The 12,983-nt window shown below is 60.8% G+C and carries 12 protein-coding genes; 11 read left to right on the forward strand and 1 reads right to left on the reverse strand.

From position 1 onward, the window contains the following. Positions 1 to 263 precede the first annotated feature (263 nt). The 10 genes from HWX91_RS32310 to HWX91_RS32355 all read left to right on the forward strand — a co-directional run bounded on the left by HWX91_RS32310 (position 264) and on the right by HWX91_RS32355 (position 10,558). Positions 264 to 1,409: a TcpQ domain-containing protein gene (locus tag HWX91_RS32310; protein WP_081833087.1), complete on the forward strand. Its 1,146-nt coding sequence runs from the start codon at positions 264 to 266 to the stop codon at positions 1,407 to 1,409. Between the two features lie 158 nt (positions 1,410 to 1,567). Next, a complete protein-coding gene (locus HWX91_RS32315) occupies positions 1,568 to 3,136 on the forward strand; it encodes a pilus assembly protein PilN (protein WP_127837893.1) in 1,569 nt (522 codons plus the stop codon). An 11-nt stretch (positions 3,137 to 3,147) separates the two neighbouring features. Further along, the gene (locus HWX91_RS32320; protein WP_028197144.1) at positions 3,148 to 3,651 is read left to right on the forward strand and encodes a hypothetical protein; all 504 of its coding nucleotides are present in this window, start codon (positions 3,148 to 3,150) and stop codon (positions 3,649 to 3,651) included. Between the two features lies 1 nt (position 3,652). Next, positions 3,653 to 4,960 (forward strand): type 4b pilus protein PilO2, encoded by a 1,308-nt coding sequence (gene pilO2 / locus HWX91_RS32325; RefSeq protein WP_028197145.1) that lies wholly within the window; start codon positions 3,653 to 3,655, stop codon positions 4,958 to 4,960. Further along, a complete protein-coding gene (locus HWX91_RS32330; RefSeq protein ID WP_052660745.1) occupies positions 4,947 to 6,770 on the forward strand; it encodes an ATPase, T2SS/T4P/T4SS family in 1,824 nt (607 codons plus the stop codon). The genes pilO2 and HWX91_RS32330 overlap by 14 nt, the downstream gene beginning before the upstream one ends. Then, positions 6,767 to 7,819, forward strand: coding sequence for a type II secretion system F family protein (locus HWX91_RS32335; protein WP_042275195.1), 1,053 nt, complete (start codon positions 6,767 to 6,769; stop codon positions 7,817 to 7,819). Before HWX91_RS32330 ends, HWX91_RS32335 begins: the two co-directional genes overlap by 4 nt. A gap of 37 nt (positions 7,820 to 7,856) precedes the next feature. Beyond that, on the forward strand, positions 7,857 to 8,357 hold the full coding sequence (locus HWX91_RS32340) for a type 4 pilus major pilin (protein ID WP_028197147.1): 501 nt from the start codon (positions 7,857 to 7,859) through the stop codon (positions 8,355 to 8,357). Between the two features lie 30 nt (positions 8,358 to 8,387). Beyond that, positions 8,388 to 8,867, forward strand: coding sequence for a hypothetical protein (locus HWX91_RS32345; protein ID WP_028197148.1), 480 nt, complete (start codon positions 8,388 to 8,390; stop codon positions 8,865 to 8,867). Between the two features lie 32 nt (positions 8,868 to 8,899). Continuing rightward, positions 8,900 to 10,171 carry a shufflon system plasmid conjugative transfer pilus tip adhesin PilV gene (pilV, locus tag HWX91_RS32350; protein ID WP_244144172.1) on the forward strand — a complete coding sequence of 424 codons (1,272 nt, stop codon included), beginning with the start codon at positions 8,900 to 8,902 and terminating at the stop codon, positions 10,169 to 10,171. Positions 10,172 to 10,357: 186 nt separating this feature from the next. Then, positions 10,358 to 10,558 carry a hypothetical protein gene (locus HWX91_RS32355; protein ID WP_127837892.1) on the forward strand — a complete coding sequence of 67 codons (201 nt, stop codon included), beginning with the start codon at positions 10,358 to 10,360 and terminating at the stop codon, positions 10,556 to 10,558. Between the two features lie 1,162 nt (positions 10,559 to 11,720). Here the strand turns inward: HWX91_RS32355 and HWX91_RS32360 are convergent. After that, complete coding sequence (locus HWX91_RS32360) at positions 11,721 to 12,596, reverse strand: spore germination YkwD domain-containing protein (RefSeq protein ID WP_221306572.1); 876 nt, start codon at positions 12,594 to 12,596, stop codon at positions 11,721 to 11,723. On the opposite strand from HWX91_RS32360, the gene HWX91_RS40990 reads away from it, so the two are divergent. Continuing rightward, positions 12,571 to 12,963 (forward strand): hypothetical protein, encoded by a 393-nt coding sequence (locus HWX91_RS40990; RefSeq protein WP_062859110.1) that lies wholly within the window; start codon positions 12,571 to 12,573, stop codon positions 12,961 to 12,963. The two genes, HWX91_RS32360 and HWX91_RS40990, sit on opposite strands and share 26 nt — an antisense overlap. Positions 12,964 to 12,983: the final 20 nt, after the last annotated feature.

The raw sequence follows: 12,983 nt of genomic DNA on the forward strand, positions 1-12,983 counted from the left end.
TGGTGCTCCTTTGCTCTCCAACGACCGACACGCGCGCCGGCGTTTGGCTCGGACCACCGGGACGCTGCAAACATGATCGCCCTCAAAGTTCTCCATCGGGAACCCTCAACCGGGCATCCCCGACCGCGTGCAAAAACCTCGTGATGAAATAATTTACCTTTTGGCGATTCCTCTATGATCGACACGAACACCTGATCTGCCCACGTGAGCTCGCGTCGTGCGAGCACTTCAGGGCGAATCCCCTTCTCGTTCCGGAGTCATCGATGGGCAACAAAGCGGCCATCTCACGCAGGTCCTGGAGGCATCCGCTCGCGGCCTGCACATGCGTCGCGATTTTCATCGCTCCCGCGGCGGCTGAATCTGCAGGGGCGATGCCGCTCATTGCGTCAACGCAGGCTGGATCGTCATCGGCAACCCGCGCAGTGAACGCCACGCTCTCGGCCGACGCGATGTTTCGTTTCGGTTCGTCTACGCTGTCGGCAGCCGGTACGTCGAGCCTGTCGACACTCTTCGATTCTCTCGGTGGCACAAGCCGCATTACCCATCTGAGCGTTGTGGGTCACACAGACGCGATCGGAACCGCAACGTATAACGAGCGGCTTTCCGTGGCGCGTGCGAATTCGGTTCGTGGATTTTTTATCCAGCAGGGTGTTCCGGCAGACTCGATCGACACAAGCGGAGTAGGGGATACCTCGCCCGTCACGACGAACTGTCCTCGCGCCCAAACGGCCGAGGCGATCAGGTGCCGTGCTCCGGATCGCAGGGTCGAGCTCCGGGCGATTGTGCGAGGGGAGTCCCCCGCACTCTCGTCAGATGCAGGCTTCATCGATCTGCATGCCGGCACCCCGATGCCTCAAGGCGCAGCATCTGGCGCAATCCAGATCGCTGCAATTCATCCGACATCGCCAAACCTGGAACCATCAACACCCGCTGTCGCCCACGCTCCATCTGTGCAGATATCTCCGGCACCAGCCGCCGAAAAACTGCAACCCATCTCGCAGCGTCTACCGGATACAGCAACTGCGAAGGATCACGTCGACCACCCTGCAGACCTTGGGTCCAGCGTGCATGACGCCAACCCCCAACCCATACAGATTGCTCCAGCCATGCCGGTCGCGACGCCTGCTGTCGTCCCGGAGAACCTTCAGCCGTTTGAGCTGAAAGCCGGCTTGCCGCTCGAGGACCAGATCCTGGAATGGGCACGGCGCTCGCACTGGGCGGTGCTGTGGAACATTCCCGGTAACTGGACGGCCCCAAACAACGCCTCTTTCGGCGGGAGCTTCGAACAGGCCGCCATCCAGGTATTTGACCAGATGGGCGACAACGGCGCTGATATCTGGGTCGACGTATGGGAGGGGAACAACACCATCATCGTCACGCCGACCGGCTCACAAGGAGCGCAGCAATGAGACTTTCGTCCGCCTACCTCATGGCAACGAGTGCGATCGCTCTCGCGTGTTCGCAGTTCGCTGGCTGTGCCATCCGTGACGTACACGACCAGCAGGCGTCGATCGCCGCAGCCACACAAGCCAAAATCGACGCGCCGCAGAACGGGCGCCCCGTTGTCGTGATTCACAAGGGTTCCTGGCTGCTTGGCGAGCAGGTCCCCGCAAGCAAGCCGCAACCGTCGATCTACAACAAGACCGTTTCCTACAACAGCAGCAGTGACTCGGGTGATCCAACGTTGTCGGATATCGCCAACTGGATTGCGAAAAAGGTTGGTGTTCGCGTTGAGATCGATGAGTCGGTCAGCGCCGGAGTGCCGGGCAACTCGGTGTCTCAGGGAGCTAGCGCCCGCCTGATCGGAACGATTCCTGCTCCAGGTGTGCAGGGCAGAGGGGTTCCGGATCTGACAGCTGCGCTGCCCGGTTCAACGTCCGCTTCGCATGAAGCCGTCAGTTCCGGCCCTTGGAAATTCACCGGCGAATTCGGGGACTTCCTGAATGTCGTCGACACACGCTATAAGGTCTGGTCGCGATACAAAGACGCCACACTCACGTTTTTCCGGCGCGAAACCCGAACGTTCACCATCGCGAGCCTACCCAAGGCCAGCAGCATGACCGGGTCGATCTCGACCGGCGACTCGAGCAACTCGGGGGGCGCGCCGACGATCATGGGGGGCACCGGATCCTCGTCATCGACGAGCGGCGGCTCGGGTTCCACTGTGTCTGCCCAATCGGGCAGCGGCGGTCAAACCTCCGCGGAGACGCTCATCATCGATCCATGGCAAACCTTTCAGGAGTCCGCACAGGCTGTTGCCGGCCCCGGGGCAGTGGTACATGCCGATCGAAATCTCAGTCTCCTCACGGTAACGGGTAGCCCGCCTCAATGCGATCGTCTGGCAGCCTGGGTGAAGAACGACATTAACGCGACCTTCGGCAAGAATATCGCGATCGAAGTGCGCCTGTATCAGGTGCAACGCACGAGAGAAGACAACTACGGCTGGAATCTCTCGCTCGCGTATAAAAGTGGAAGCGGCCACACCGGCGTAACCGTCACCGGCGCTCCGGCACCTTCGGTTCTCGGTACAACTTCCCCGATGACCTTTGGCGCAAGCATTGTTGGAGGCTCGCTGAGCGGCACGCAGGGTGCCGTACAGGCACTGTCCACACTCGGTAACGTAGCGGCTGTCTTCGGGACTGGAGGCGTCACGCAGAACGGCCGTTCAATCGCCTTGCAGGACGCGGAGCAGCAGGATCACGTCACTTCGAATCAGTCCACGCTTGTTGCTTCGGTTGGTGCGACCAACAGCACGCAGGTGAGCACGATGGTCTCGGGCTTCACGGGTACGTTTACCCCCAAGATCATCGACGGCCGGATCGTGATTTCATTCCAGCTGACCCTCACGGACAAACCGACCTTCACGGTGTTTCCGCCGCAATCGGCATCCAGCAGCAGCTCCAGTGGCGCGACTACTTCGTCGGTTCAGCTGGCAGACCGCCATATCGATACCCTCCATCAGGATGTCAACCTTAAACCCGGCGAATCCCTGGTGCTGACCGGTCTTCGCCAGCAGACCCTCACGTCGACGAATAACGGCGTCGGCTCCCCCTCGTTACCCTTTCTCGGCGGCGGCGTTGATGCGCAAAACAACGACACCATGCTCGCCGTTGTCATTACGGCGCGTCTGATGTGAGGCAAACGACGATGAAATTGTCACCGAAGCTGTTTGTGATCCTCATGGCATGCCTGCCACTTGTGACATTCGCCGCACCGGACTCTGGAGCTTCGGAGTCCGGTGTTTCCGAATCTGATGAGTCGACCACTCTGCAGAAGGAAGCAGTCCGCTGGAAGAAGCTGGCGGAAATCGCGAAGTACAAAGCCGACGCTGCTGCGGCCGATGAACGAGCGCGCAAGGCCCTGACTGACGGGCCGCCGCAAGGATTGACTGCGGCGCCGACGCCGGCTCCATCGCCGGCGTTGCCGCCGGTCCAGACAATTTCCCACAGCGATGGGTTCGAGCTGCACTTCACCGGCGCCTTCAATGGTCGCTGGGAGGCCGATATGACCGTCGATGGCCGCCGGCTCCCGAATGTCGAGGTTGGCGATGTTGTGGGAAATGGCTGGAAGGTCAGTGCCATCACTGACAGTAACGTAGCACTCGCGAAGGGTTCCGGTGCGAGCAGGCAAACTCGGGTCGTGGGGTTCTAGCATGGCCCAGACGCTGGCGATACCTGGCATCAAGGGCGAGTTTGCGGCCGGACTCTCATGGCGTACAGAGACACGTTGGCCGAAGCCCGAGGCGCTTCGCGCCTGGTCGGTGCGGGGGGGACGGTGGGGGCTGGTCTACAAGACTGGCGAAGGTCGCACACAGGTGGGACTCTGCGCGCCCATCGCCGGCTTCGACAGGCCAGGCAAACTGCGCTCGCTCGCCGCTTCTGTCGCAAGTCAACGTGTAGCTCCATGGCGCGCCGTCTATGACCTGGGCGACGGTCGCTTCTGGTACATCGCCGTACGCGACCGCAAGGCGATCATCCCCGATGGTGACCAGATTGGCACGAAAAGCGATATCGATCGTGTCTGGAATTCTCACAGCAAGCTTGGCAACTGGAATGAGGTTTCGGAGGGGACGGTTGAGGACATCGTGGACATGGTGCTGGCAGCGTCAACCATTCCCAGTCTTCGAGACCTCCAGTCCAGGCCATGGTTCTCCGCAGTCAAGCTTGCCATTGCCGGAGCAACTGCCGCGTTGCTGGTAGTTGCCGCCGTGTGGGGAGTGCGTCAGGGACTGGGATACATCCGTCACTCAGGTCAGGCTACAAAGCACGCTGCGGTGATCGTCCCGCCGCGTCCCGCGATTTCAGACGCGCTCGCGCGTCCGTGGGCTCACGAGCCGGCACCATCAGCAGTGTTTGATGCATGCCATCGTGCGTGGAGCACACAGGCGCTTGTTCACGCCGGGTGGTCACTAACCTCATGGAGCTGCGCGGTCACGCACGACGGCATATCGGTAGCGGCTGGTTGGCAAAGGGAGGATGGCCTCGCTACGGATACACCGGGTGTACCTGCCCAGGATGGCCAGTCCGCGAGCGCGTCGACGGTCACAGCGGTCCGTTTTGAGGGAGCGTCAGGTCTGCTTGACGCGATGCGCGTCGCGAGCCGGAAGATGTCGGCCTTTGCCCAGACGCGTGGGTTTCCCATCACATTCAATGGCGCCGGCCAACCAGCGCTTCCCGGCACTTCACCGTCCGTATCCACCAGCTCTGCATGGACGTCATCGAATGTCACTCTCGATGTCCCGTGGGCGCCGTGGCTCGATCTCAAACAAGCCTTCGATGGCGTCGACGGCTTGCGTATCAGATCCGTCTCGTGGCAATCCGCGACAGAAACGTGGACTGTCGCTGGCACGCTCTATGGACTGAACAGCGCGCCTCCATCTGTCGACGGCGATATCCGTCCGGGAGCAGGGCGCTCGCAGCAGCTGACCATTCAGGCACAGGCACACCATGGCAATCCTTGAAGCTCTGCGTATGCGCATCACGCGCGGGATTACGTTCGTATCCGACGGCCACGTACCAACGGACGCTGAGTCTGCAACGGGCGCAGCGAACCGCGTCACCCTGCCGGCACCGCCAGACGTGGTGGAAAAGCATGTGATCTATCCGTCGACGATCGGGCGGCCGTTTGGTGAAATCGCCGTAGGTCTTGGGCTGCTCACCCAGGCGCAGGTCAACGAGCTACTGAGAACGCAGGAAAAGTATCTGGTCCGCGGCGAGCAAAAGCACATTGGGGATGTGGCGGTCGAGTCGACGATGCTTCGCAGGGAAGATGTGGAGCGAGTGCTGGCCGAGCAGGCGGCGGTGATCTACGTCGACGTCCGATCGGAAGGCTCTCCGGATTTTCTGACCTGGATGAGCGATGTCCGTGCCCAGATTCCGACCGCGAAGGTTGTTCCACTTCCCGCACAGCAGCTGCAGGAAATGCGGCAGGAGCGCAGCCAGTTTGTTCGCAAGGACGCGACAGACCAGCCGAACCTCAATATTGCACATAACCTCTACGAGAATTGCGCGAAGGCACGGGGTACCGACCTCCACCTGCTGATTCACGAGAACCACGCCGAGGTCCAGCTTCGCATCAACGGCGATCTGTGGAAAATCCAGAACCTTAGCATGACGAATGAAGATGGAGTGGCGCTTGCCCGCGCCATGTACATCGGCGCGGCAAAAACCAATGAAGGCAGTTTCATCCCTCACGAGTTTCAGGACGCGCAGATCAAGGGAGACTGGCTGCCGGGTACAGGTGTGACGAGTATCCGTATCATTCGCGGTCCGGCCTACCCGGTCGACGCCGACGCCGGCTTTCTGGTAGCGCGGCTGCAGTATTCAGATCTGCAGCCGACCGGCAAGGCGCCCGAACACAATCTGATCCTGACCGTGCCCGCACGTCCTGAGGGAGAAGTCAGGTTTAGCGGTTTCACTGACAGGCAGGTTGAGTTGCTGAACCGGATCGTCAGACTGCCCGGTGGCATTTTCATCAGCACAGGTCCTGTCAACACGGGCAAGAGCACGACACAGTATCTGCTGATGATGCTTCATGCCCAGCTCTTTCCTCACAAGCGGCAGGTCACCTTCGAGAATCCGCCCGAGTATCCGAAACCGTGGGCACTGGTTCTAGACGCCAAGGGACACCCATTTTCCTATCTGCTTGAAGAGTCTCTCCGGATGGACCCGGACCTGCTTCTCATCGGCGAGTGGCGCAACGCAGAGGAATGCATGATGACGATCCAGGCCTCCCTTGCGGGGCGCTTGTGCCTGACTACAGCACACGTCGAAGATCCGTACGAAACGTTTCTGCGAATGGAAACGCTTGATCACGAGAGACTGAACAAGGCAGTCATCTGCAACCACAACATTGTGCGGGCACTCATGGCACAGCGTCTTGTTCAGCAGCTCTGCCCCGATTGCAGACAGCCAATGGACCGATCCGATCGCGAGGTTCCCAGGTATATCCGGGATGCGATCGGATCGTGGCAAAGCCATTCGAGAGGGCGCTTGAGCGAGGTGTGCGTTCGAGGCAAGGGCTGCCCGACATGCAATAACACGGGCATCGTTGGACGTTTACCGGTCGCGGAGATCGTGATGACGTCCGAGGAGCTGATGACGGACCTTAAGGACCGTGGAACGGGGACGGCCCGCCGCAATCACCGCCTGAAACCGGACTCCGACCGTTCGATGCTCGCACATGCCATGGAGCGCGTACTGGCAGGGGAGGTCGATCCGATCGACGCTCACGTGGCCGTCGGGATGCAAGACTGGGCGGAGGGCGCATGAAGACGGGCATGGACTGGCTCCTGCGCAAGCAGCTCTACGAGCAGGCAGCGAACGATCTTGAAAACAAGCGCGGCATCGCGGAGAGTCTGTTCGACTTTCACACGCGACTCGTGCAGAAGAAGAAGGTGGAAGAGGCAGAGATCGTAGAAAAGGTCTACAGGATGGTCGACGACGGCACCATGCTGGCCAATGCGTTCGACCAGTCTGGCACCACACTGACCGACATCGAGCGCGGGTTACTCGCCGGTGGGGAGAAAGCGGGGCGACTGGCTGTCGCCATGCGACTCATCCTTGATGTGCGGGGTGTGACTTCCAACCTGCAGCTCAAGCTGTTTGCCGCGATGTTTACTCCGGCCGTCTATGTCGTCGGTCTCTACTTGACGCTGTTTATCGTCGGCTTCTGGGTTACGCCCGCCTTCGAAGGATCCCTTCCCGGCTCAAGGTGGACTGGATGGGCCTACGTGCTCTATCTGATGGGTCAGCTTGCAGTCGGCCCGATCGCGCCTGTTTTTGCGGTCGCGTCAGCCATTACCGCGACGATCACGGCCAAGGCGTTGCCCCGGTGGACTGGTAGTCGGCGGGAGTTTTTCGACAGGCATATTTTTCCCTTCAATGTATACCGGCAGGTCGAGGGGCTCGCATGGGTTCTCGCGTTTGCTGCGATGAGAACGGCAAATATCGGGGAGAGGGAAGCGCTCTCGAATCAGATCCAGTATGCGTCGCCGTGGCTGGCATCACGGCTTCGCCCTATCCGGGCGGGTCTCACCGGGCACGGCGTGGATCTGGCCAAGGCCATGAGCCGCAGTGGCCATCAGTTCCCGTCGATCGACATGATTGGCGAAATCGCCGCATACGTTCGTTATGCAAATTTCGCCGAAGTGATCGACAAGACCGCACGCGCATACATCAAGAGACTTGAGCGCGTCCTGATCGTCAAGGCGGTGGCCTACGGCCTTCTGTTTCAACTTCTGACGTTCGCCGTCGGCGTGGTCATCCAGCTCGGCAGCACCTCGGTTACCGAGCAGCTTGCAACCGGCCTGCACCTTTAAAACACAATTTACCTTCCAATAGAAAAGGGATATCTCCATGGATTCAATTCTCGGATTTTTCGCTGGTCGCGGGATGCAGCTGGCAGCAATGGCCGGTGTCGCGTTGCTGATTGCTGCCGTGGTCATCATCATGGGTAGTGGCAACATGGTCTCAGATCTGACGTTCATCATGACGCAGGCGCGTGCGCAATTGGCGCAGGGTAACAACGGCTACACGAACTTCACCAACGCAAACGCGTCCGGGCTGATCAATGCCGGCGTGTTCCCGAGCACGTGGAACAAAAGCGGAACACTGTATGACCGCTGGGGTAACACGGTTACGTTGGGCAGCACGGCCAATGGCGTTCAGGGGCAGGTGACCTTCGGCGGTGGGGGCACCGAAACCACGAGTTCGTGCTCGTCCGTGGCCTCGAACCTGAACGGCTATTCGAGCCTCCAGATCGGCGGAAAGACGTTTACGCCTTCCAGCATGCCCGACGCCGCGACGGCCGGCACCGCATGTGCTGGCCAGCCGACGCTGACCCTGACCTTCCAGTAACGCCACAAGCGCGCAACAGGAGATCGCCGCATGGGGTCGATCCTGCCGGTCCTTCTGGCCGTGGTGTTCGCGGGCCTGATCGCACAGGGAATGCAGCTCGCTCAGGCGCTTCCCGGCGGCAGCTCGCAGTCCGGGCAATCACAGAACGCCGCGGCGGCCGCGGCGGTGCAGGCTGAACTCTATGGTGCTGCCTGCATCAGCGCGGCCCTCGCATCTTCCGGGACGATCAGCTCGAGCATCAGCGTGACCATGCCTGCGGGGGTTCCGGCGCCGGCGCAAGCGTTGTGCCAGACAGTCGCAGACCCGGTTGCGGGGCGCGACGTCTACAGCTACACGCCCGGCGTCCCGGGCGAGGCCACCAGCATCGAGTCTGATACGGAGGGTAACGCCAGCTGGTTCCGGTCCGTCGCGAAGGGGCAGGCGGCGTCGCTTTCCGGGGGCCAGACACTGCAGATACCGGCAACGATCCCGGTTGGCGTGATGCTCGAGGTCGTACAGGTTAATCCTTGAGGGTATAGCGGATGGATGCAGTTCTCGGCGTCATGGCCGCCACGGTGATTTCGCTCCTGAACGTGGCGGCCCTGACGATATGGGCGATGGTCGGTGCGGCCAACGTGCAGAGCGCGGTTACGGCTGCGCATATGCGCGTTTGGGACGCTGGTGCCCTCCAGTACGTGAAGGACTTTGCCTCGACGATCGCGGCCACCGCCACAGCGACCACGCCCGTTACGGTGACGACTGCGATGATGGCGGCCGCCGGCAACTATCTGCCGCTGGGCTATTCCGGCGTCAATCCGTTTGGGCAAACACTTGAACTCCAGGTACTGCAACCGACAGCTGGTCAGCTGCAGGCTATCGTGACGAGTCAGGGCGGTCGCTCGATAAGTGACCCTAAGCAACTGGTGCAGATCGCCGCGCAGGCACAGGCGGGCTTCGTTCCGTACAACAACCAGAACGGCGACGCCACGATGAACGCCGGCAACGCATACGGTGCTTTCGGGGCATGGGGGCCCGTTGCGCTGTCGAACTACACCAATCCAGGCAGTGGCCATCTCGCAGCCTTGCTGGCGTTCTCGGGTTCCAGCACACAGGCAAACAACACCTATCTCTATCGTGTGTCCGTACCGAATCAGCCGCAGCTCAATCACATGCAAACGGATCTGGGGTTGACCGATGCTGGCGGGACCGCGCACAACATCACCGGGGTCAACACCATCACGGCGACGACCTTCCAGAACTCGGGAGGTGGCCAGTTCAGCAGCGATCAGGGAGGGTCGCTGGAACTCGGCGGAAACAATAGCCAGGCAGGAACCGGTCAGCCTTATATCGATTTCCATCAGGGCGGCCAGGGTGTTCAGGACTTTAACGCGCGAATCCAGAACGACTCCAACAACCATGTCGAGATCAGTGCTGCCAATGGACAGGCCACCCTGGGCGTGCAGGGGGCACTCGAACTGGGCAATATCGCGACGCCCAACGGAACATGTTTGCGCAATGGCGCGATCGCTGGCGATATCGATGGTTCAGGCCTGACCTTTAACTGCCTGTACGGCAGGTGGGTACCGATCGGCGGGCACGGGTTGCGCTTCGCGTACTACCTGGTATCCAACGGGTCGACGGTGCCCTCACCGACCTGTCCAGGCGGGGGTACGCCGGAGATCGTTCTGGCTGTACAGAACTTCTATGTCGATCCGACCGCCACCGTGAACCTCAGTCCGATCAGCGGGACGGGCCCATGGACCGTCAACATCACGGATGGCAGTGGCTCGGGAATCCCAGGTGAAGCGATTGCCGAGACGTACTGCACTTATTGAGCGGGTTACTGAAATGCGATGCGCAAACCTGTCGCCAAAGGCGTTGTTGCTGCTATATCTGGTGCTAGCCGCCGCGACCGGGGGAGCGGCTCCCGTGCGATGTTCATGGGGTTATCAGGACTCGACCTGTACGGCCGGGCTGGCGAGAGCTCCTGCGCCGGCGCCAACCTGTTCAACGGACCCAGGATGGACGACCGTTTCGTCAGCACGCTGGATCGGGTCGCAGTACTCGGCGCCACAATGCAACTATCAGGCGCCGCCATCGTGCCCGACCGGATACACGCAAACCGCTGCGCCGAGCTGGAACGGATCGAGCTGGGTCGGGCTCGAATGCGCTGTGCCGCCGCCGGCGTCATCCACACCAATAGACCTGGCAACATCATGTAACACGTACGCGGCAGGTCTGGGTTTCTCTCCTTACCCCTATGCCCACAGTTCAACCGGAGACTCGTCCCCCATCTTTCTCGCGAGCGACAAAACAGGAGGCGGAGCGTATGTCAGTAACGCACTCGGGCCAGCTATCACGAACACAGCAATGTACCAGGGATCGTCGATATACACGGTTCAATGCAACGTTACGTCGAGCGGAACAGTGACGCAATTCCTCTATAACGCCCTGTCAGGCTACGACGGCGGTTAAAGCCGAATCCGGCCGATCACCGGGACGGGCTCATGGACCGTCAACATCACGGATGGCAGTGGCTCGGGGATCCCCGGCGAAGCGATTGCCGAAACGTATTGCACTTATTGAGCGAGGTACTGAAATGCGATGCGCAAAGCTGTCGCCAAAGGCGTTGTTGCTACTGTGGCTGGCGCTAGCCGCCGCGACCGGGGGAGCGGCTCCCGTGCGATGCTCATGGGGTTATCAGGACTCGACCTGTACGGCCGGGCTTGCGAGAGCTCCTGCGCCGGCGCCAACCTGTTCAACCGATCCGGGATGGACGACCGTTTCGTCAGCGCGCTGGATCGGGTCGCAGTACTCGGCGCCACAGTGCAACTATCAGGCGCCGCCATCATGCCCGACCGGATACACGCAAACCGCCGCGCCGAGCTGGAACGGATCGAACTGGGTCGGAATCGGGTGTGCCGTGCCGCCGCCTGCCGGTGGCATCCCGGTGGGCACTCCGGAGTCCCAGGTATGTCTCGGCGCGGTGGCAACTGTTGACCCGTGGGGTACGCCGGACAATGGGTTTATGCACTGGTCGAGTGATCTCGCGGCGGGACAGGCCATATTTGGGTCGTTGGGCGGTCCGACGTACGGGACCGTTAACGACACCTACGCGGCTTGGTTCAGTTCGTTCCCTTGGGCAAACATTGCACAAATCAACTACCAAGCGGGAGGGGAGCCTGACCCTGCGGCGATCGCCGACATGTGGGTTGGCGGCGACAGCTATGGCGGAACGGCGGCATGCTGGGTGACTCCGGGCACAACCAATGTGCTGGGTGTCGAATACTACAACTTTCAATACGAGACCAATGGAGGTTGAGTAGAGGGCGAAAAAAAGAGGGGACCGAAGTCCCCTCTGTCGTTTAGCAGCCTGACTCCTGCCTAGCTACCCGTTGTGAACGTCCACGTCGTGCTGATGGGCGTTCCGTCACGCTGTCCGCTGAATGCCACGGTGTACGTGGTGTTCGCAGCAAGAGCCGCTTGCGGCAGCAGGAATGCTACGCCGACTGCCATCGCGTTATTCACATCGGCCGTCGCGCTCGAGGTGGAGCCCGTGAGCGCGGCTGACGGCACAATGATCCGCGCCGGTACAACCGTACCACCTGACGACGTCAGCGTGAAGCTGGTCACTGTGAGTACATCACCCGCATTCGCGGCAGTGACCCGGATCATGATCGGCCGACCGGGAGAAGCGAGATCCGGTGCCGGATTCGGGCTTTCTGCAGTCATTGCGCGCGCAACACCGGTTTCGTTGGCGAGCGGCGAGTGTGCGATCGCCGTCGTTGCCATCTGCTGACCAGCGGACGTCAGATAACCGTTCGCTACTGGGGTACCACTGACACCCGTTGTCTGGCCGAAGTCCAACACGCAGGAATAAGTCCCTTGCGTGGTGTTCTGCTGGAAACCGATACCGATTGTTTCCTGAACTTCGGTTGCGTCCTGCAAGTGGTAGACCGTGTTCAGAAACTGGCCCACGCAATCCGATGCATAGGCGGAGCTGCTTGCCTGGCTCAGACCGACCGCGGCGTTCTCGCTGATCCACTCCGTTGCAGGCGCGCCCGCCTTTTGGGCGCGGCTGAGCGGCGTTGCTGCGTAGTAGTCCGCGTTCGTCGAAACCTCGTTGTGCGTCACGGCGGTGATGCTGCCGTTGGCGAAGTTAGTGTTGAGGTAAAGGGCATGCGCCTGCCCCGACGTATCCAGGATCGTGTCCTGAGACAGCTCGCCGACACCCATGGCCAAGCGGTATGCATTCAGCATCGAAAATGCCGAGGCCTGCATCGAGGAGCTTGCGTACGTCGGCGTTGCGACGCTGGTCTTTGGCGACGTCGAACTTTGCGCAGCCGTCGTGCTGCCACTGCCGCTCGACGTGGTGCCAGAGCTGCTACCACTGCTTCCGCCTCCACCACCACCGCATGCGGCAAGGATGGTGGAAGCAGCAATCACACCGTACACGGCAAATTTTTTAATTTCGAAGTTTTTTTTCATGATGTTGTATTCCTTGGTGTACTCCAATGTGCAAAGCGATGACGTGGCGCAACCTGCGCTCCACGCACCCACTTTGGTTATCGGACTGGAAGGGGAATTTCTTGAAAGATCAAGTAATGTGAATCACCCGGATCCGTGAATTGAGGCGAAGGACTGCCT

This window comes from Paraburkholderia fungorum, assembly GCF_902833645.1.
In the GTDB taxonomy this organism is placed as follows: domain Bacteria; phylum Pseudomonadota; class Gammaproteobacteria; order Burkholderiales; family Burkholderiaceae; genus Paraburkholderia; species Paraburkholderia fungorum.